This is a genomic window from Streptosporangium sp. NPDC000509 (genome assembly GCF_042898365.1).
Classification (GTDB): Bacteria; Actinomycetota; Actinomycetes; order Streptosporangiales; family Streptosporangiaceae; genus Streptosporangium.
In genome coordinates, this window is the sequence record NZ_JBIAYX010000036.1 from 19,945 (window position 1) to 39,067 (window position 19,123).

General features: G+C 70.3%; 21 protein-coding genes. 9 read left to right on the forward strand and 12 right to left on the reverse strand.

Annotated elements, in window-relative coordinates; translation table 11 throughout:
- Positions 1 to 78: 78 nt before the first annotated feature.
- Both ACFY3D_RS39030 and ACFY3D_RS39035 read left to right on the forward strand, forming a co-directional pair.
- Positions 79 to 210, forward strand: coding sequence for a hypothetical protein (locus ACFY3D_RS39030; RefSeq protein ID WP_389989512.1), 132 nt, complete (start codon positions 79 to 81; stop codon positions 208 to 210).
- A gap of 59 nt (positions 211 to 269) precedes the next feature.
- Complete coding sequence (locus tag ACFY3D_RS39035) at positions 270 to 482, forward strand: biotin/lipoyl-binding carrier protein (RefSeq protein WP_389989514.1); 213 nt, start codon at positions 270 to 272, stop codon at positions 480 to 482.
- Here ACFY3D_RS39035 and ACFY3D_RS39040 read toward each other — a convergent pair.
- On the reverse strand, positions 472 to 870 hold the full coding sequence (locus ACFY3D_RS39040; RefSeq protein ID WP_389989516.1) for a thioesterase family protein: 399 nt from the start codon (positions 868 to 870) through the stop codon (positions 472 to 474). The two genes, ACFY3D_RS39035 and ACFY3D_RS39040, sit on opposite strands and share 11 nt — an antisense overlap.
- On the opposite strand from ACFY3D_RS39040, the gene ACFY3D_RS39045 reads away from it, so the two are divergent.
- Both ACFY3D_RS39045 and ACFY3D_RS39050 read left to right on the forward strand, forming a co-directional pair.
- On the forward strand, positions 869 to 1,078 hold the full coding sequence (locus ACFY3D_RS39045; protein ID WP_362521376.1) for a hypothetical protein: 210 nt from the start codon (positions 869 to 871) through the stop codon (positions 1,076 to 1,078). The two genes, ACFY3D_RS39040 and ACFY3D_RS39045, sit on opposite strands and share 2 nt — an antisense overlap.
- Positions 1,079 to 1,403: 325 nt before the next feature.
- Positions 1,404 to 3,104: a serine/threonine protein kinase gene (locus ACFY3D_RS39050; RefSeq protein ID WP_389989518.1), complete on the forward strand. Its 1,701-nt coding sequence runs from the start codon at positions 1,404 to 1,406 to the stop codon at positions 3,102 to 3,104.
- Between the two features lie 323 nt (positions 3,105 to 3,427).
- Here the strand turns inward: ACFY3D_RS39050 and ACFY3D_RS39055 are convergent, their stop codons facing one another.
- From ACFY3D_RS39055 to ACFY3D_RS39075, 5 genes are all read right to left on the reverse strand, one after another.
- Positions 3,428 to 5,080, reverse strand: coding sequence for an acetolactate synthase (locus tag ACFY3D_RS39055; RefSeq protein WP_389989520.1), 1,653 nt, complete (start codon positions 5,078 to 5,080; stop codon positions 3,428 to 3,430).
- 395 nt (positions 5,081 to 5,475) lie between these two features.
- Positions 5,476 to 6,471: a biotin synthase BioB gene (gene bioB, locus ACFY3D_RS39060; RefSeq protein ID WP_350949776.1), complete on the reverse strand. Its 996-nt coding sequence runs from the start codon at positions 6,469 to 6,471 to the stop codon at positions 5,476 to 5,478.
- A gap of 37 nt (positions 6,472 to 6,508) precedes the next feature.
- Positions 6,509 to 7,231, reverse strand: coding sequence for a dethiobiotin synthase (bioD, locus tag ACFY3D_RS39065; RefSeq protein WP_389989523.1), 723 nt, complete (start codon positions 7,229 to 7,231; stop codon positions 6,509 to 6,511).
- Between the two features lie 32 nt (positions 7,232 to 7,263).
- Positions 7,264 to 7,983 carry a GntR family transcriptional regulator gene (locus tag ACFY3D_RS39070; RefSeq protein ID WP_350949774.1) on the reverse strand — a complete coding sequence of 240 codons (720 nt, stop codon included), beginning with the start codon at positions 7,981 to 7,983 and terminating at the stop codon, positions 7,264 to 7,266.
- Entirely contained in the window at positions 7,980 to 9,149 is a 1,170-nt protein-coding gene (locus ACFY3D_RS39075) for an 8-amino-7-oxononanoate synthase (RefSeq protein ID WP_389989525.1), read from the reverse strand. Before ACFY3D_RS39075 ends, ACFY3D_RS39070 begins: the two co-directional genes overlap by 4 nt.
- A 59-nt stretch (positions 9,150 to 9,208) precedes the next feature.
- Between ACFY3D_RS39075 and ACFY3D_RS39080 the strand changes: the two genes are divergently transcribed.
- Positions 9,209 to 10,672: a sensor histidine kinase gene (locus tag ACFY3D_RS39080; protein ID WP_389989527.1), complete on the forward strand. Its 1,464-nt coding sequence runs from the start codon at positions 9,209 to 9,211 to the stop codon at positions 10,670 to 10,672.
- 135 nt (positions 10,673 to 10,807) lie between these two features.
- Here the strand turns inward: ACFY3D_RS39080 and ACFY3D_RS39085 are convergent, their stop codons facing one another.
- On the reverse strand, positions 10,808 to 11,062 hold the full coding sequence (locus ACFY3D_RS39085; protein ID WP_389989529.1) for a WhiB family transcriptional regulator: 255 nt from the start codon (positions 11,060 to 11,062) through the stop codon (positions 10,808 to 10,810).
- 280 nt (positions 11,063 to 11,342) lie between these two features.
- Positions 11,343 to 12,302: a diacylglycerol kinase family protein gene (locus tag ACFY3D_RS39090; protein WP_350949770.1), complete on the reverse strand. Its 960-nt coding sequence runs from the start codon at positions 12,300 to 12,302 to the stop codon at positions 11,343 to 11,345.
- A 166-nt stretch (positions 12,303 to 12,468) separates the two neighbouring features.
- Here ACFY3D_RS39090 and ACFY3D_RS39095 point away from each other — a divergent pair, with 166 nt between their 5' ends.
- Positions 12,469 to 12,864 (forward strand): hypothetical protein, encoded by a 396-nt coding sequence (locus ACFY3D_RS39095; RefSeq protein WP_362907151.1) that lies wholly within the window; start codon positions 12,469 to 12,471, stop codon positions 12,862 to 12,864.
- Here ACFY3D_RS39095 and ACFY3D_RS39100 read toward each other — a convergent pair.
- The 3 genes from ACFY3D_RS39100 to sodN all read right to left on the reverse strand — a co-directional run bounded on the left by ACFY3D_RS39100 (position 12,861) and on the right by sodN (position 14,822).
- The gene (locus ACFY3D_RS39100; RefSeq protein ID WP_344893659.1) at positions 12,861 to 13,640 is read right to left on the reverse strand and encodes an RNA polymerase sigma factor SigF; all 780 of its coding nucleotides are present in this window, start codon (positions 13,638 to 13,640) and stop codon (positions 12,861 to 12,863) included. The two genes, ACFY3D_RS39095 and ACFY3D_RS39100, sit on opposite strands and share 4 nt — an antisense overlap.
- A gap of 17 nt (positions 13,641 to 13,657) precedes the next feature.
- The gene (locus tag ACFY3D_RS39105; protein WP_030924831.1) at positions 13,658 to 14,083 is read right to left on the reverse strand and encodes an anti-sigma factor; all 426 of its coding nucleotides are present in this window, start codon (positions 14,081 to 14,083) and stop codon (positions 13,658 to 13,660) included.
- Between the two features lie 337 nt (positions 14,084 to 14,420).
- On the reverse strand, positions 14,421 to 14,822 hold the full coding sequence (gene sodN / locus ACFY3D_RS39110) for a superoxide dismutase, Ni (RefSeq protein WP_350949767.1): 402 nt from the start codon (positions 14,820 to 14,822) through the stop codon (positions 14,421 to 14,423).
- Between the two features lie 90 nt (positions 14,823 to 14,912).
- Between sodN and ACFY3D_RS39115 the strand changes: the two genes are divergently transcribed.
- The gene (locus ACFY3D_RS39115) at positions 14,913 to 15,215 is read left to right on the forward strand and encodes a S24 family peptidase (protein WP_389989532.1); all 303 of its coding nucleotides are present in this window, start codon (positions 14,913 to 14,915) and stop codon (positions 15,213 to 15,215) included.
- 2 nt (positions 15,216 to 15,217) lie between these two features.
- On the opposite strand, the gene ACFY3D_RS39120 is transcribed toward ACFY3D_RS39115, so the two are convergent.
- A complete protein-coding gene (locus tag ACFY3D_RS39120) occupies positions 15,218 to 15,748 on the reverse strand; it encodes a CGNR zinc finger domain-containing protein (protein ID WP_389780382.1) in 531 nt (176 codons plus the stop codon).
- A gap of 269 nt (positions 15,749 to 16,017) precedes the next feature.
- Between ACFY3D_RS39120 and ACFY3D_RS39125 the strand changes: the two genes are divergently transcribed.
- Together ACFY3D_RS39125 and ACFY3D_RS39130 are read left to right on the forward strand one after the other, a co-directional pair.
- The gene (locus ACFY3D_RS39125) at positions 16,018 to 17,220 is read left to right on the forward strand and encodes an NADP-dependent malic enzyme (RefSeq protein ID WP_350949764.1); all 1,203 of its coding nucleotides are present in this window, start codon (positions 16,018 to 16,020) and stop codon (positions 17,218 to 17,220) included.
- A 316-nt stretch (positions 17,221 to 17,536) separates the two neighbouring features.
- Entirely contained in the window at positions 17,537 to 18,895 is a 1,359-nt protein-coding gene (locus ACFY3D_RS39130) for a hypothetical protein (RefSeq protein ID WP_389989534.1), read from the forward strand.
- The last annotated feature ends 228 nt before the right edge of the window (positions 18,896 to 19,123 follow it).

The following is a 19,123-nucleotide window of genomic DNA, read 5'->3' on the forward strand; positions in this document are numbered from 1 at the left end:
CGGATCGGCCCGCCGTTCGCCACGGAGACCGACGAGGCGCTCGCGCGGGGCCACGTCGACGCGGGCGCCCGCGAGACCGTGCCGGGTTTCCGTGAGAGACCCGCCGAGCCGCCGGAACGGCACTGGAGCGGCGCTGGAACGGCGCTGGAGCGGCAGGAGTGGCAGGAGTTCGTCGGCGGAAACTACGACTCGGGACTGGTGCCCTCCTAGGCGGGCGTGATCAGCTTTTTCTGACACAGTTGAGAGACGTTGAACGATGGGAGTTTCCGGTGGTCGAGATCCGCGCTGAGATGGTGGCGAGTGTCTGGAAGGTCCTCGTGTCCGAGGGTGACCCCGTCGAGGACGGCGACACCCTGATCATCCTTGAGTCGATGAAGATGGAGATCCCGGTCCTCACGGAGGACGCCGGCGTGATCTCCCAGCTGAAGGTCGCCGAGGGCGACGTCATCCAGGAGGGCGACCTGATCGCCGTTATCGAGTAGTCCCACCGTCGCGGGCGAGCCGGGCGAGGAAGCGCTCACGGTCGACGACCACGCGCTCGATCGTTCCCGAGGCGACGACGGATGTCCGGTCGCGGGCGGTGAAGCCGAAGACCAGGCGGCGCCCGTCGACCTCGGTGAGCTCGACGGCGATCTCGACATGCGTGCCGACCGGGCTGGCCTCCAGATGCTCCAGAAAGACGCGGGTGCCGACGGAGGTCTGGCCCGGAGTCAGGGCACCCGCGACCGCCTGGACGGTGGCCCGCTCGGCGAGGGCGAGCAGGCGGGGGGTGGCGAGCACGGGGACGTCACCGCTGCCGACCTTCGTCGCGGTGTCCCCTCTTTCCACCATGATGAGCAGCCGTGCCTGCAGACCGGGAGCGAGCGTCATGCGCGTCAGCATAGGGTCTGGTCTCGTGACCTCGTACTGCGACCACTGCGGGCGCCCGGAGGGTGAGGCAGACCACGCCGCGTGTCTGTCGGCCCGCGCGATGGAGCCACCCCGCTACTGTTCTCGCTGCCGCCGCCGGATGGTGGTGCAGGTGACCCCCGGCGGCTGGTCCGCGCGCTGCGCCGAACACGGCACCACGAGCGGCTGACGCCGCCCGCTTTCACCCCGACTCACACGTTCTTTGCCGAGCCTTGTAGGATTTTGCGGAGTTCGTCCCGGATGTCTTGGGGTGACGCCGTGGCGCCCGCGTTGATTGTTTCCTCTGTGATTTTCGGGCGGCTTTGGGCGCAAGAGCCTGCAAGGTGGATAAGTACGCCTAAAAGTGCTGGGTTTTGTGCGATGCTACGGCACGCATCTCGTTTGTGAGCCATGCGGCATGCAGGGTTTCGTTACAGCGCCGTGATGGTGCCGCGACGCGGATCCGCTTTGTTGGAGAGCTCTGAGGTAGGAGTGAAGAGGGTTACGGGGGAGCCATGGTGGCCCAGGGCACGACGCTGGCGGGGCGGTATCGCCTAAGCACCCGCATTGGGGCCGGCGGTATGGGCGAGGTGTGGAAGGGCGAGGACATCGTCCTGGCTCGCACCGTCGCCGTGAAGGTGCTGCTTCCCGGCCGTACCGACGACCCGGGCTTCCTGGTTCGCTTCCAGGGCGAGGCCAGGGCGATGGCGACGATCAACCACCCCGGGGTCGTCGACGTGTACGACTACGGGGTTCACGAGGTGCCCGGCGCGGGGGCGACGGCATACCTGGTGATGAAGTTCGTCGACGGCGAGCCGCTGGACCGCCTGCTCGGGCGGCTGCGGCGCATCGCCCCGGGGGCCGCGATGGATCTCATCGCCCAGGCTGCCTCGGCGCTGCAGGCGGTCCACGACCAGGGCATCGTCCACCGGGACATCAAGCCGGGCAACCTGCTGGTGCGGTCGGACGGCACCCTCGTGCTCACCGACTTCGGCATCGCCAGATCCGACTCCGCCAGCCGGCTGACGGACGCGGGCATGGTGCTCGGCACCGCCGCCTACTGCGCGCCCGAGCAGGCCGAGGGCGCGCCCGTGACACCGGCCGTCGACATCTACGCGCTGGGCGTGGTGGCGTACGAGTGCCTGGCCGGGCAGCGCCCGTTCGACGGCGACACGCCCGTCACGATCGCGCTCAAGCACATCCGCGAGACGCCGCCGCCGCTGCCGCCGGACGTTCCGCCCGCGGTGAGGGCACTTGTGGAGCGCTCCCTCGCCAAGGATCCGGCCCGGCGCTTCCCCAGTGCCGCGGCGATGAGCGCCGCCGCCAGGCAGGCCGCCTTCGGCACGGAGGGCGGCGACACGCTGTCGGCGTCCGCGCGGCAGGCGGGGCCGCCGGAGACCGGCTGGCAGACGCAGGCACCCCAGGGCGGCCCGCAGGAACAGACCGGCTGGCAGGGGCAGGGATCGGCCGTTCCGCAGACGGGCTGGCAGGGAGCCCAGAGTCCGGCGGGAAACTGGCAGGGCGCCCAGCCTCCGACCGGTGGCTGGCAGGGAGGCGCGCAGCCCTCCACCTCGCCGACGGTGGGATCCGAGGCGGTCGCGCAGGGTCGCGGACGCCGCGGCGCGCAGAAGCCGAGGAGCAAGAGCGTGCTGGTCGCGTCGGCGGCGGTCGCGGCCGTGATGTGCGCGGGTCTCGTCGCGGTGGCGATCAACGGGATGGCGGCCTCCAAGGAGACGGCGAGTTCCGTGGAGCCGCCGGTGGCCACACCCACCGTCGACGAGACGAAGCCGCCGACGGTGAGGCACACCCGCAGGACGCTCACGCCCACCCCGACGGTGACGCGGCCGACCAGACGCACCACCACCCCGAAGCCCGCCGAGGAGGACGAGCCGCCGACGCCCACCCCGACGGTCACGAAGCCGCCGAAACCGACTCCCACCCCCACACCGACCCCGAGCCCGACGCCGCTGCCGAAGAAGAGGGTCCCCGGCACCGTCGGCATGAAGCCGGAGGCGGCGGAGGCGGCGCTCAAGCAGGCGGGTTTCAAGGTGAAGCGCACCTACAGCGCCGACGTCAAACCCGAGCACTGCACCGAGGTGGTCGAGTCCCTCCCGGCCGCGGACACGATGTGGGACCCGTCCAAGCCGGTGGAGGTCATCATCGCCCCCGTGCACTGTCCGCCGACGCCCACCCCGACCGCGACGGGCAAGCCCTAGCCGTATCGACCCGCGGGGTTGTCGACGCGGGTGATCGGCGGCCGGCCTCCGAGGGCGGTGTGGATCGATGGTGGTCGCAGGCGGGCGGAAACTCCTTCAGAGCCGCTGTGTGCTCGTCGTTGCCGGCGTAGGGCCGTAGGTAAGGCCCACTTCATCCAGCGAAGCGTTCTTGCCGTTGGTCTGCGGACGGCAGGGGCGTGTGTCGGCGCACCGGCTTCGCGCGACGACGACGGGCGAGCCTCGGTTTCCGGTGGTGTGCCGACGGGCTCGCGCACCGGAGAAGACCTCTTCGGTCCTGCGTGCGCGAGCCCGGTGGCGCTCCTTCAGATGCCCGTGGTGTGCCGGGGGTAGGCCACCGAGGGGTCGGTGGCGATGTTGACCATGTAGGGGATACCGGAGTCGAACGCGCGGCGCAGGGCCGGGCCGATCTCCGACGGGTCGGTGACGAGCTCGCCACCGCCGCCGAGGGCGGTCACCACCTGGTCGTAGCGGCACTGCGGCTGCAACTCGGCGGCCACGTCGTAGCCGTAGAGCATCTGCATGGGGTGCTTCTCCAGGCCCCACATGCCGTTGTTGCCGCAGATCATCACGACGGGCAGGCGGTGCCGCACGAGCGTGTCGACGTCCATCAGCGAGAAGCCGGCCGCGCCGTCGCCGAGCAGCAGCACCACCTGCGAGGAGGGACGGGCGATCCTGGCGGCGATGGCGTAGCCCAAGCCCGTGCCCAGGCAGCCGTACGGGCCCGGGTCGAGCCAGTTGCCCGGCTGGCGCGGCTCGACGTACTTGCCCGCGTACGAGACGAAGTCGCCGCCGTCGCCGATCACCACGGCGTCGTCGGCGAGGACCTTGCCCAGCTCCCCGTAGATGCGCATCGGGTGGATCGGGTCGGACGCGGACTCCAGCAGGTCGACGTCGGCGGCGACGGCGGCCGAGGCGGCCTCGGACAGCTGCGCGACCCAGGGCGCGTAGGTCTTGGGAGAGACGCCCGCGTTGGCGCAGGCCGCGCCGAGGCTCCAGAAGAGCAGCGAGAGGTCGCCGGCGGCGACGGCGACGGGATCCATGTGCGTGGTCAGCTGTGACGGCGCGTCGGCCAGGTGCACGACCTTGGCGAGCGGGGCGCCGTCCTTGCCGCCGAACCAGCCGTAGCCGAGGCGGAAGTCGATCGGGGCACCCGCCACGATCACCAGGTCGGCCTGCGAGAACGCCATTCCCCTCGCCCGGGTGACCAGCAGCTCGTGACCGGCCGGCAGGATGCCGCGGCCCTGGCCGTTGGGGACGACCGGCAGGCGGTACTCCTCGACGAAGCTCCTCGCGACCTCCTCGGCGCGGTCCATCCACACGTCGGAGCCGAGCACCAGCACCGGGTGCCGGGCCTCGGCGATCAGCTGGGCGATCGAGGCGAGCGCGTCGGGGTCGGGCTCCAGCGGGGACGGGGTCAGCGTCTCGGGGGCCTCCTCGAGCGGGGGCGCGGCCGAGAAGAGGTGATCCATGTGGAAGTCGAGGAAGACGGGGCCGCGGTGCGGGGCGAGGGCCGTACGGAAGGCCATCTCCACGTCCTGGGCGATGGAGTCGGCGCCGGAGCCGGTGAAGGCCAGCTTGGTGATGGGGGCGAACAGCGGCGGGTGGTCGATCTCCTGCAACGCGCCCGACCCCCAGCGCGACTGCGGGGCACGGCCTCCCATCACCACGACGGGGGAGCCGTTGAAGTGCGCGGTGGCCACCCCGCTGACGCCGTTGGTGATGCCGGGGCCCGCGGTGAGCACGGCCAACCCGGGTTTGCGCGTCAGCCGTGCGGTCGCCTCCGCGGCGAAGACGGCACTCTGCTCGTGGCGGACATCCAGGATGGGCATGCCCTCGTGGACCGCACCGTCGTAAAGCGGGAAGATATGCCCGCCGGACAGGGTGAACATGGTCTCGATGCCGTATGCCTTGGAGACGGCGACCGCTATGTCACCTGCGTGCTTGGGAGACTCCATATCGCGCAACCTACCAGTCAGTCACTTAGCCGGACAGGGATTGTTCTCCCTGCCCCGATCCCATCGCCTAATGCGGCCGGCACATATCGCGTCTGTCGGGAATCGAACCGCCCAACGCCTGGTGGCGGGCGCCTTACGGGCCGTACGGGGTCGACGGGGGTCCGGTGCGGGCCGGAGCGCGGACCCGCCGGGGTGGGACGGAGATCGGCGGGGGCCGGTACAGGCGGAGTGCGGACCCCCGGGGGTGGGACGAGGACCGGTGGGAGTCCGGCAGGGGCCGGGTGAGATCCGGCTCGCGGGGACCTTCGCGTCTCCGCGAGCCCGCGAGGCTCCGAGATGTTCCCGAACAGGGTGAGGGTGATCTCCGCGAGCCCGCGCGAGGCTTCGAGGGGGTCTCAGAGGGTGTCGGAGAGCGCCTTGATGGGCATCTTGAGGTCCACCAGCAGGCCCAGATCCGCCTCGGCCGTACGGCCGAGGGTGGTCAGGTAGTTGCCGACGATGATCGCGTTGATGCCGCCGAGCATGCCCTCACGGGTGCCCAGGTCGCCCAGGGTCAGCTCGCGGCCGCCCGCGTAGCGCAGGATCGTGCGGGGCAGCGCGAGCCTGAAGGTGGCGATCGTCCTGAGCGCCTCCGGCCCCTCCAGCAGCGGGAAGGACTCGAAGGGGGTACCGGGGCGCGGGTTGAGGAAGTTCAGCGGGACCTCGTCGGGCGCCAGCTCGCCGAGCTGGCCGGCGAACTCGGCCCGCTGCTCCCGGGTCTCGCCCATGCCGACGATGCCGCCGCAGCACAGTTCCATCCCGGCCTCGCGCACCATCAGGCAGGTGTCCCAGCGCTCCTCCCAGGTGTGGGTGGTGACGACCTTCTCGAAGTGCGACCTCGCGGTCTCCAGGTTGTGGTTGTAGCGGTGCACGCCCATCTCGGCCAGCTCGTCGACCTGCTCCTGGGTGAGCATGCCGAGCGAGCACGCCACGTTGATGTCGACCGCCTCACGGATCGCCTTCACCCCCTCGCGGACCTGGTCCATCAGGCGCCGGTCGGGACCCCGTACGGCGGCCACGATGCAGAACTCGGTGGCACCGGTCGCCGCGGTCTCCCTGGCGGCCTCGACCAGCGAGGGGATGTCGAGCCAGACGGCGCGGACCGGGGAGGAGAACTGCCCGGACTGCGAGCAGAAGTGGCAGTCCTCCGGGCAGCCGCCGGTCTTGAGGGAGACGATGCCCTCGACCTCCACCTCCGGGCCGCACCACTTCATCCGCACCTCGTGGGCGAGGGCGAGCAACTCGTCGAGACGGTCGTCGGGAAGCTCCAGGCAACGGAGCGCCTGCGCCGCGTCGAGCCCGCGGCCCTCCTCAAGCACCTGCGTCCGGGCGATCTCGAGGATGTCGCTCATCTGATACCTCCAGCGGGGAGATGGGCCGCGGCTACGGCTACGGGGAAAGCCTAAGGGTGGCCCGGAAGGAAGCGGGGTCGAAGCCCCCACCCAGCGTGGGGCCCAGCCCCGAGCGGGCCGCGCGGGCGAAGGCGTTGCGCTCCAGCAGCCCGGCTCGCTCGGGGAGGGCGCCCGCCAGCGGCCGGGCGGCCAGCATCTCCAGGTCCGCCACGTTGCTCCGCTCGGCGAGGCCGGGCTCGGCCGGCCAGGAGCCGATCACCACCCCGGCGGGCTCCAGCCCTCGGTGGGCCATCGCCTCCAGCGTCAACGCGGTGTGGTTGAGGGTGCCGAGCCCGGCCCTGACCACCAGGAGGACCGGTGCCGAGAGCGCGCGGGCGAGGTCGGCGAGGGTCGCCCCCTCCTCGTCGAAGCGAACGAGCAGCCCGCCCGCCCCCTCGACGATCACCAGCCGGTGCGAGGAGGCCAGCTCCTCGATCCGGGCCGCGGTCCGCGCGACGGAGACCGGCGGCAGGCCGGACAGGCGGGCCGCCGCCGCGGGGGAGAGCGCGGCGGGATACCTGGCCAGCTCGAAGGTCGTCCCCACCCCGGACAGCCGGATGACGTCGTCCATGTCGCCGGGGTCGGCGCCGGACACCCCGGTCTGCGCGGGCTTCACCACCGCGACCGAGGAGCCCCGCTCCCTGGCGAGCGAGGCCACCGCCGCGGTGACGACCGTCTTTCCCACCCCGGTGTCGGTCCCGGTGACCACGAGAATGCTCACCTGTCTCACCTTAGGCGCGGCTCGGGTGTGCCTCAGGGGCGGCGCAGGCGGGTGATGAACTTGTAGCGGTCTCCCCGGTACAGCGACTGGGCCCACTCGACCGGGTTGCCGTCCGCGTCGAAGGCGTGCCGGGTGAGCAGGAGCATCGGCAGGCCGACGTCCACACTGAGCACCTGCGCGTCGTACGGGGTGGCGAGCACGGTCTCTATGATCTCCTCGGCGTCGGTCAGCCGCACGTTGTACGCGTTGTACAGCGTCTCGTACAGCGAGGAGTGCATCTCCAGCTCCCGCCTGAGGCGGGGAAAGCGCCGGGCCGACAGGTGGGTGGTGTCGATCGACATCGGCTCGCCGTTGGCCAGGCGCAGCCGGTGCAGGCGCAGCACGCGGCCGCCGGCGTTGATCGCCAGGCGGCGGGCGAGCGCCTCGTCGGCGGTGACGTAGCTGATGTCGAGGATCTTGGTGTCGGGTTCGAGGCCGACGGTCCGCAGGTCCCCGGTGTAGGAGGTGAGCTGGAGGACCTGGGCGACCTTGGGTTGTGCGACGAACGTCCCCTTGCCCTGGATGCGCACCAGGCGGCCCTCGACCACGAGCTCGGACAGGGCCTGGCGCACGGTCGTGCGCGACGTCTCGAAGCGGACCGCGAGGGCCCGTTCCGGTGGCAGGGCGCTGCCCGCGGGCAGGCTCTTGGTGAGGCTGAGCAGGCTGCGCTTGACGTCGTAGTATTTCGGGATCCGCGGGGAGTCGTCGCTCACATGGTCACCTTCATCTCGGCCACGGCGGTGAGTGCACCCCGGATCACCGCTAGATCATCGGAACTCAGATTGGCCCGTGCCGTCAACCGCAGGCAAGAGCGGCCGACCGGCACCGAAGGCGGCCGGAAGCATCCGGCGCGCACCCCGTGTTCCGCGCAGACGAGGGCGGCCCGAAGCGCGGTCTCGGGCGGGCCGAGCACGATGGGGACGACCGCGCCCGCCGGATCGCCGGTCTCCAGGCCGAGATCGCGGGCCATCGCGGCCAACTCCCTCGCCCTGGTCCGGACAAGTCCCGGCAGTTCGGGCTGATGGTGAAGGATATCGACGGCGGCGAGTGCCGCCGCCACACTGCCCGGCGCGAGCCCGGTGTCGAAGATGAACGAGCGTCCCGTGTCCACGAGGGTCTGGATCACCTCGGGCGCGCCGAGCACGGCTCCGCCCTGCGATCCCAGGGACTTCGACAGTGTGATCGTTCTCACAACACCCGGTTCGGCCGCGAGCCCCGCGGCGTGCACCGCGCCCTGCCCGCGAGCGCCGACGACCCCGATCGAGTGCGCCTCGTCGACGATCAGCAGCGCGCCCTGGCGCACCGTCGCCGCGTGCAGTTCCTCAAGCGGCGCCAGGTCGCCGTCCACGGAGAAGATCGCGTCGGTGACCACGATCGCGTGCTCCTCGTCCCGGTCGGCGAGCGCCTTCTCCACCGCCACCGTGTCCCGGTGCGGAGCGACCACGACCCGTGAGCGCGACAGCCGGCAGGCGTCCACGATGGAGGCGTGGTTGCCCGCCTCGGAGACCACCAGGGCGTCCCTGCCCAGGGCCGCGACGGCGGCCAGGTTGGCCAGGTAGCCGGAGGAGAACACCAGGGCGCCCCGCGCGTCGGTGAAGGCGCGCAGACGCGCCTCCAGGCGTGCGTGCAGGGCCGTGGAGCCCGTGACCAGGCGGGAGCCCGTGGAACCCGTGCCCCAGGCGCGGGTGGCCTCCACGGACGCTTCGACCAACCGCTCGTCCCTGGCCAGGCCGAGGTAGTCGTTGGAGGCCAGGTCGATCAGGCCGTCGTCGTCGGGTGTGCGGGCGCGCAGGACCCGCCGCAGCCCCGCCGCCTCCCTCGTGGCCGCCGCCGTGCGGAACCGGGCCAGCGGATCGGGGGTCTGCTCCATAGGCGGCATCTTTCCAGCCGGACTCACCCGATTCGCGTTCGGGCCTGCAAAGAACGCATGATGCACGGGTGCCGACTCTAAGCGACCTGGCGGTTCGTCACACCGCGCTCGACGATGCGGACCTTGAGTGGATGCACTCGCTGGTGTCCGACTGGCAGCTCCTCGCCGACCTTTCCTTCGCGGACCTGATCTTGTGGATCCCCCTGAAGGAGGGCACGGGCTGGATCGCGATCGCGCAGATGAGGCCCACCACGGGGCCGACGGTCTACCACGACGACATCGTGGGCATGACGGCGGCCAAGGGGGAGAGGCCGCTCCTGGAGACCGCCTGGAACGAGCGGCGCATCTGCCGCGAGGGCGATCCCGACTGGTCGAGCGGGGTGCCGGTCCGTGAGGAGACCATTCCGGTGCGGAGGGCCGACCACTTCCTGGGCGTCATCCAGCGCTCGACGAACCTCTCCTCCGCGCGCACCCCCTCCCGGTTGGAGCTGACCTACCTGCAGAGCGCCTCCGACCTGGCCCAGATGGTGGCCGAGGGCCGTTTCCCGTTCTCCGGCGCCGAGCCGATCCTGGTCCGCTCGCCGAGGGTGGGCGACGGGCTGCTCAGGCTCGACCGGGCGGGCCGTGTCACGTACGCCTCGCCGAACGCGCTGTCGGCCTACCGGCGGCTGGGCCTCAACGCCGATCTGGTCGGCGCGGAGCTGGGCCGTACGACCGCGACGCTCTGCTACTCCGACGAGCCCATCAACGAGAACCTGATGCTCGTCGCGAGCGGGCGGGAGCCCAAGGAGACGGAGGTGGAGTCGGGCGGCACGGTGGTACAGCTGCGGGCGATCCCGTTGGTCGTCGGCGGCGGGAGGATCGGCGCGCTGGTGCTCATCAGGGACGTGACCGAATTGCGGCGCCGTGAGCGGGAGCTGATGACCAAGGACGCCACCATCAAGGAGATCCACCACCGGGTGAAGAACAACCTGCAGACCGTGGCCGCGCTGCTGCGGCTCCAGGCCAGGCGGATGCAGTTGCCGGAGGGCAGGGAGGCGCTGGAGGAGGCGGTGCGCAGGGTCGGGTCGATCGCGATCGTGCACGAGACGCTCTCGCACACGCCCGAGGAGCAGGTCGACTTCGACGACATCGCCGACCGGGTGATCGCGATGACGGGGGAGGTCGCGGCCCCTGAGGCGCAGGTGGTGCCGTCCCGCGTCGGGGCGTTCGGGGTGTTGCGCTCGGAGATCGCGACGCCGCTCGCGATGGTCCTCACCGAACTGCTGCAGAACGCGGTTCAGCACGGGCTGGCGCAGCGTCAGGGCAAGCTCCAAGTGATCGTGTCACGCGGTGCCGAGCGGCTGGATGTGATCGTGTCCGACGACGGCAGCGGGCTGCCGGAGGACTTCGATCTCGACCAGGCCACCAGTCTCGGCCTGCAGATCGTCCGTACCCTGGTGGTGGGTGAGCTGTCCGGGCGTCTCGCCATCGAGCCACGCCAGGGCGGCGGGACCGAGGTGAGCCTGAGCATCCCCCTCCCCGCGGTCTGAGCGGGGGAGGGGGAGCGCGTCGGGTCGCGTTCTCGCGAGGGGACGTGCTTGTCGCCCGGGGCGGAAAGAGGGCTCACCGGGCCGGGGACGTGCTCGTCGCCCGGCCGGGGGAGACGGAAGGGTAGGCGCGGAGGGTCAGACGCTCGCGCGGGCGCGGGCACGAGCCGTGCGGCGCTTGAGCGCGCGTCGCTCGTCCTCGCTCAGGCCGCCCCAGACACCGGCGTCCTGCCCGGATTCCAGGGCCCACTTCAGGCATGCTTCGCTGATGCTGCACGTACTGCAGACCTGCTTGGCTTCCTCGATCTGCATCAGGGCGGGGCCGGTGTTGCCGATCGGGAAGAACAGCTCGGGGTCCACGTCACGGCAGGCGGCTCGGTGGCGCCAGTCCATGCGTCCACTCCTTCGTAAGAGGAGCCCTTGCGTCGGCTCCGGCGGCTCACTTTGTGAAGAGTTTCACTAATCAGCGCGAACGGATCCCCGGCCCGTGGTCCGGGTCGGGGGACTGTTCACTTGATCGCCGGTGGCCTGGGAGCGAGGTGGTCGCTCAAAGGTCCTACGTTCCGACGTCATCTTGAGATTGTCAGCCACGCTTAGTACACGCAAGAGGTTTGGGGGAACGTTTTGCCTGAAATGGATGTCGGATGCGTCACACAGGCTCGCACGTAACCGATTAGACCAAGACCTGTAACGCGTCGGGGATAGAACGGAACGTTATTCGTTCGACCTCTCCCAGGTAGTCCCCGTCCAGCTGGAACGCCACGGGGCGCCCGGCGCTCAGGGTGAACTCCTTCTCGTCGTGGAGCTGCACCAGGTGGCGACCCGTCGGCAGCGTGTCGCGCTCACCGAGGATCTGGGGCATCAGCTGGAGCATGAAGGGCAGGCCGAGACGCTGCAGGCCCAGGAGGTCGAGCCCGGTCTCGAAGCTCGCCCACGGGGTCGGGGAGACCGGCCGGGGGCCGATGTAGGACCACGGGGAGGTGTTGGAGACGACGGCCATGAAGATGCCGCCGGTCCGCGGCACCTCGGGGCCCTCGACGGTCATCGGCGGGTGACGTTTGTCGGTCGACAGATAGTGGTGTAACGCGGTGTTCACATAGCGGGTGGGTGTCGCCTTGCGGCCGGTGCCCCGCATCCCCTCGACCGCCCTGATCACCTCTGCGTCGTACCCCAGACCACTACAGAACGTGAAATATCTACTGTGGTCACCCCAGATCGCCTGACCGAGTCCGACGGTCCGCCTCCGGTCGTCGCGGATCGCCTCCAGGATCGCCCCCATCGCCTCGACCGGGTCGTTCGGCAGGCCCAGGGCCCTCGCGAAGACGTTCGCGCTGCCACCGGGGATCGCGAGCAGCGCGGGCCTGTCGATCGAGCTGCCCTCGTCGCCGGCCTTGCCGTCCACCGGGTCGAGCAGCCCGTTCACCGCCTCGTTGATGGTGCCGTCACCGCCCAGCACGGCCACCGCGTCGTAGCCGGAGGCGTGCGCCTTGCGGGAGAGCCGCATCGCGTGCCCCCGGTAGGCCGTCTCCTCGACGGTGAGGTTCATCGTCGCGCTCAGCGCTCTGATGAGAACGTCCCTGGTTCGCTGGTTGGTCGTCGTCGCCTTCGGATTCACCAGGAGCATCGCGCGCATGACCTCAGCGTATCCGCCGGAAACCGGGCTGAGGCGGCGGAAGGAGAAGGCCGATGCGCGGGGACGGGGAACGGTGCGGGAGGACCGCGGGGGACCGCGGGGGACGGGGAACGGGGCCGGGGTGGGGGAAGAGCCGGGCGACCATACCCGGCGATAGGGTTGCCCCGTGTCGAACCGTCCGATGACCCTCACCGTCGCCGCCGCCGTCATGGCACTGGAAGGCGCGACCGTCCTGCTCCTCGGCGGCTACGCCGGAGTGGAGACGGTGATCGGCCGGCCGTCCGACGTGATGACCTCGATCGCCGTCGCCGCGTTCGGGATCATCATCGGCGCGGCCCTGCTCTGGGTCGGCTGGGGAATGCTCCACTCGGAGCGATGGTCGCGGAGCCCGGGGGTGCTGACGCAGATCTTCGCCATCCCGGTCTCGGTCACGATGATCCAGTCCGACCAGCGGGTGATCGGCGTCTCGCTGATCGTCCTCGCGGTGATCGGACTGGTCACGCTGCTGTCCCCGCCGACGACACACGCCCTCTACGGAGACCACGACCAGCCTTCTCGCTAGTCGTCGACGGTGAGGCCCTCCCGGAGCTGGGCGAGGGTCCTGGCGAGCAACCGGGACACGTGCATCTGGGAGATGCCGAGCTCGGTGGCGATCTGCGACTGCGTCATGTTGCCGAAGAAACGCAGCAGCAGGATCCGCTTCTCACGCGGGGGCAGCCGCTCCAGCAGAGGCTTGAGCGACTCGCGGTATTCGACGCCCTCCAGGGAGTCGTCCACGATCCCGAGGGAGTCGGCCACCGCCGGCGCGTCGTCGTCGCCGGAGTCGGGCGCGTCGAGGGAGACCGTGGAGTAGGCGTTGGCCGACTCCAGCCCTTCGAGCACCTCCTCCTCGCTCATCTTCAGGAACGCGGCCAGCTCGGCCACGGTCGGCGCGCGCCCCTCCCGCTGGGAGAGCTCGCTGATCGCCTTGGTGAGCGAGAGCTTGAGCTCCTGCAGGCGGCGTGGCACGCGGACCGCCCAGCCCTTGTCACGGAAGTGGCGTTTGATCTCGCCCACGATCGTCGGGGTCGCGTAGGTGGAGAACTCCACCCCGCGGCCGAGATCGAAGCGGTCGATCGACTTGATCAGCCCGATGGTCGCGACCTGGGTGAGGTCGTCCAGCCACTCACCCCGGTTGCGGAACCGGCGGGCGAGGTATTCGACGAGGGGAAGGTGGAGCTCGACGAGCTCGTCGCGAATGCGCTGACGCCGCGGGTCGTCGGAGGTCAACTCCACCAGTTCCGCGAAGAGCAGGCGCGCACGCACCCGGTCGGGCACCGCGTGGTCGCTGGCGGCCATGGCACGAGTCCTTTCCGTCACGCCGGCCTCGCCGCGCCTCGGCGCTTGCGGAGGACGATCGCCATACGGTCGGGGGAGTCGGTTACGGCATCCACATCGTCAGCCAGGGCGGTGAGCACCATCCACGCGAAGTCGTCGCGCTTCGGAGGCGTGCTCCCCACTGTGCTGACCTCGACCCGCACTTTCATCAACTGCCCGGTGAGCTCGAACTCGGCGGTCAGATCTGTGCCGGGAACAGCCTGGGTCAGCAGCATCGCACACGCCTCGTCAACCGCGATCCGAAGATCCTCGATCTCGTCCAGCGTGAAGTCCAGCCGTACGGCGAGTGCGGCTGTCGCCGTACGCAGCACGGACAGATAGGCGCTCGTCGCCGGCAGCCGGACGCTCACCACGTCACGGATCCCGCCCATGCCGACCGCGGGCGCCTCGGTGTGTTCGGTCACGTTCCTCCTCGCAGAGTCGCTGACTGCAACCTACAGCCCTGAGACGGTGGTTGGCCCGCTTGGACTCGCGATCGGGGCGATTTGCCACCGTCAAGAGCCCATGAAGATACGCAAAAAGGGCACTGTTTTTAATGACGGCTCCGGCGCATCGCGGCCCTGGGCGGTGACCGCACGGCGCCGACGCGCCGGTGTTCGGCCTGCCGGACGACCGGCGTCGCGACCCGGACGCCGTGACGGCGGCCCTCCTCGCGGGCCCCGATCCGGATCAAGGGGCGTCCCGGGGACGTTTCCTCGATCCGGACCACCGGTGCCCCCTCACGACATCGTTGTGAGGGTTTTAAGCGGCCTTGGTCTCCCAGAAGATCTTGGAGATGTCGTCGATCTTGCCGAGGAGCTCGTCGGCCTTGGCGACGTCGACCGTGCCCTTGCCGCCGGCCGCGCCCGCGAGCTTGGTGGCCTCCCAGAACAGCTGGTGCAGCTGCGGGTAGGTCTCCAGGTGCGGGGGCTTGAAGTAGTCGGTCCACAGCACCCACAGGTGGTGCTTGACCAGCTCGGCCCGCTCCTCCTTGATGGTGAGCGCGCGGGAGCGGAAGACCGGGTCCTCGTTCGCCGCGTACTTCTCCATGATGGCCTTGACGGATTCGGCCTCGATGCGGGCCTGGGCCGGGTCGTACACACCGCAGGGCAGGTCGCAGTGCGCGGAGGCGATGTGCTTGGGGCGCATAAGTCGTGCGAGCATCGGAAATCCTTCCTTGATGCCAGGTTCAGAATGGTCCGGTTAACGACCTTACTCGTCTCCGAATGCCCGCGTGGGAGGGGGTTACGCTCGATGAGAGTCCGTGTCGCGGGCGAGTCGATGTTGCCCGCGTTGCGGCCGGGAGACTGGCTCTGGGTACGGCGCGGCGCGGTCGTGCGGCCCGGCGACCTGGTCGTCGCCCGGCTGCCGTCCGACCCCGCCGTGCTCATCGTCAAGCGCGCCGCGTGGGAGGCGGACGGCGGTTGGTGGCTGGAGAGCGACAACCAGCGCGCGCCGGGGCGGCGCGACAGCTGGGACTTCGGGGCGCTGCCCGCGTCCGCGATCGTCGGCCGGGTGGTGCTGCGCTACTGGCCGGGTCTCTGGCGGGCCAGGTAGCTCTACCTGACGACCTTCTGACGGGCACGGTAGGCGGCGACGTTGGCCCGGCTGGCGCACCGCTCGGAGCAGTAGCGGCGCGACCGGTTGGAGGAGGTGTCGAGATAGGCCCTGCGGCAGGGCGGCGCCTGGCAGAGGCCGAGCCGGTCGACGCCGAGGTCGGTGATCATGGTGGCGAGTCCCATCACCGCGCCCACCGCGTACTGGTCGGCCATCCGGCCTCCCTCGGTGAGGTGCATGTGCCAGCGCTCGCCGTCGTGACCGGAGATCTGCGGCTGGACCGGGTGGTGGATGAGCAGCGAGTTGAGCCGGTCGACCACCGCTTCCTCGTCGCCGGCCTCCGCGGTCTCGAACACGATCATCAACTCCTCGCGCAGGTCGCGCAGGGCCTCCAGGTCACTCCTGGTGATCCGGCAGCCTGGCCGGTAGCGGCCGCCCTCTTCCAGAAGCAGACGCAGCCCTTCGAGGCCGGTGAGCCGGTCGGGGCTGTTGATCAGTAGTACGGCCAGCTCCGCGTAGGAGGTGAGGTCCATCTGGGGATCCGTCGATGTAAGAGGCGGCATGGATTTCGAGTATTACACGATGTGGTGAGGCTAACACCCGGACGGCGAAAGTGAGTGGACTTCCTCCAGCGGAGGCAGTCTCAACATGTGGCACAATCGAGCAACGGGTGACCCCCGTACCCCTCCTGGCGACCGTGCCCAGTGAGCAGGCCCCGAGCGGCTACCGAAGCCCGGGACGGCTCCTCCGGCCGCCTCCGAAGGAAACATCCGTCTGTCTGACATGAACTACAGGGGTCGCTGTGGCCGTCACGCCATCCTCCGTCTCTCTCGAATCTCTCGATGCCCTCGATCTGGATCCGGCCTTCGCCCTGCACCGCGGCGGCAAGCTGGAGGTCCGCTCCACCGTCCCGGTCCGCGACGCCGACGACCTGGCACTCGCCTACACGCCGGGTGTGGCCAGGGTCTGCAGCGCGATCGCCGACGAGCCCGAGCTGGCCAAGGACTACACCTGGATCTCCAACGTGGTCGCCGTGGTCTCCGACGGCACCGCGGTGCTCGGTCTCGGAGACATCGGGCCCGCCGCCGCCATGCCGGTGATGGAGGGCAAGGCGCTGCTGTTCAAGCAGTTCGCGAACGTCGACGCGGTGCCCATCTGCCTCGACTGCACCGATGTGGACGCGCTGGTCGAGACGATCGTCCGGCTCGCCCCCTCCTTCGGCGGGATCAACCTCGAGGACATCAGCGCGCCCCGCTGCTTCGAGGTCGAGGCGCGGCTGCGCGAGATCCTCGACATCCCCGTCTTCCACGACGACCAGCACGGCACCGCGATCGTCGCGCTGGCCGCGCTGAAGAACGCCGCACGGCTGACCGGCCGCTCGCTGGGAGACCTGCGGGTCGTGGTCGCCGGCGCCGGCGCCTCCGGGATCGCGGTGAGCAGGATCCTCCTCAACGCCGGCATCGGCGACATCGCGGTCGCCGACTCCAAGGGGCTCATCCACGAGGGTCGCGACGGGCTCAACCCGATCAAGGAGGCCCTGGCGCGCGACAGCAACAGGGCGGGCCTGCGCGGTTCCACCGAGCAGGCGCTCGCGGGGGCCGACGTGTTCGTCGGGCTGTCGGGCTCGACGGTCTCGGAGGAGGCGATCGCGTCGATGGCCTCGGAGTCGATCGTCTTCGCGCTGTCCAACCCCACTCCCGAGGTGCGGCCGGAGATCGCGCGCAAGTACGCGCGGGTGGTCGCGACCGGCCGCTCCGACTTCCCCAACCAGATCAACAACGTGCTCGCCTTCCCCGGCGTCTTCCGCGGGGCGCTCGACGTGCGCGCCACCACGATCACCGAGAACATGAAGGTCGCCGCGGCCGAGGCGCTCGCCGGGGTGGTCGCGGACGACGACCTCTCGGCCGACTACGTGATTCCCAGCCCGTTCGACGAGCGCGTGGCCCCGGCGGTCATCGCCGCGGTCGCCGCGCAGGCCCGCGCCGACGGGGTCGCCCGCCTCTAGGAGACACCGCACAGGTCACGGACGGTTCCCGGAACGGTTCCCGGATCGGAGAGGTCGCTCGCCTCCGGGGGCACCTCGTCGGAGGGGCCGCTCGGCTCCAGGGACACCTCACCGGCAGCGTGATCACCGACGCCCCTCGCCCGAACGGCGAGGGGCGTCGGTGCTTTCCGGAAACCCCGACGTTCGTCACGGATCGTGCTATAAAAAGAGCCCTCAGTTACCTATGTACGTAAGGCGTGCATCAGGTGGCCGGTGCGCGCACGGCCGGATCGCGCGCGTCGTCGGCACGCAGACGGTTCTCGCGGTGAGGGGAGCTATGGAACGCGAGCCCAACCGACTACTCCAGAGGCTCATCGCCGAGGCGGGCTTCACCCACAAGGGGCTTGCCCGCCGGCTCAACGATCTCGGCGCGGCTCGTGGCCTGTCCGGTCTGAGGTACGACCACAGTTCCGTGCTGCGCTGGATCGCGGGCCAACGGCCCAGGGACCCGGTCACCGGACTGCTCGCCGAGATCTTCGCGCTCCGGCTCGGCAGGGCCGTGAGCCCCGAGGATCTCGGCTTGTCGGCCGTTCTGACGCCGCTCGACCTCGGGCAGGAGTTCGACCACACGTGGCAGGAGGGAATCTCGACCGTGACAGCACTGTGGCGCGGGGACGTGGAGAGACGCAGGTTCTTACTCGACTCCACCTTCGCGATCGGGGCCGGGTCCGCCGGGGCGCTGCGCTGGCTCACCCTTCCGTTGGAGGGCCGCCCCGAGGGGCAGGGCACCCGGCGCGTCGGCATGGACGACATCGCGGCGATCCGGGAGGTCACCCGGTCTTTTGGTGAGCTGGACAACAGGTTCGGCGGCGGAAGAGTCCGTCCCGCTGTCGTGAAATATCTGGACACGTCGGTCGCGCCGCTCCTCGCTGACGGCTCGTATGCCGAGAACACCGGCAAGGCGCTGGCCTCGGCCGCCGCCGAGCTGACCCGGCTGGCCGGATGGATGGCCTACGACCTGGAGCAGCACGGCCTGGCCCAGCGCTACCTGATCCAGGCGCTGCGCCTGGCGCGCGGGGCGGGCGACCACGGGCTCGGCGGCGAGATCCTCGCGGGGATGAGCCACCAGGCCATATACATAGGACAGCCCGCCCACGCGCTCGACCTGGCCAGGGCGGCCCAGCTCTCGGCCCGGCGGGCGGGGATCTTCGCGCTGCTCGCCGAGACGCACGTGCTGGAGGCCCACGCGCACGCGGCACTGGACGACCGCGCGGCGTGCGCGAGCTCCCTCCACGAGGCCGAGCTCTCCTTCGACCGGCGCAGGGCCGGCCACGAGCCCGACTGGATCTCCTACTTCGACGAGGCCTACCTGGCGGCGAAGATCGCGCACTGTTTCCGCGACCTTGGCGACGGGCCGGGCACGGTGGGGCACGCGAGACGCTCGCTGGAGATGGACGGGCGCTACGTACGCGGGCGGATGTTCAACCTGTCGCTGCTCTCGGCCGGGCTGCTCGCCTCGGGGGAGCTGGAGGAGGCCTGTTCCGTCGCGGTGGAGGCGCTGGAGCTTGCGAAGGGCCTGGAGTCGGCCAGGACGCGGTCGTACGTCGCCGACCTGCGGCGCAGGCTGGAGCCCTACGCCGCCGAGCGGTTCGTGGTGGAGCTGAACGAGAGGGTGAGGGAGCTCGACTCCGCCTGAGCTCGATCTTCACTGAGCGCCGTCCTGTTGGCGCGGCCCTCGTGAGGAGGTTTTCGTGAAGAGGGAGAGACGTTCTCTCAGAGGCCGGCTGTCGTCTGCACGCTCGGGGAGCCTTCTACGAGAAGGCCGGATTCGGTGGGGGAATGGCCGAGGGGGGCCCGGCTGGTGCCGGACCCCCCTCGGGTGATGCTTTGGGTGGAGCTGGTGTTGCTGTGGGTCTGAGGTTTG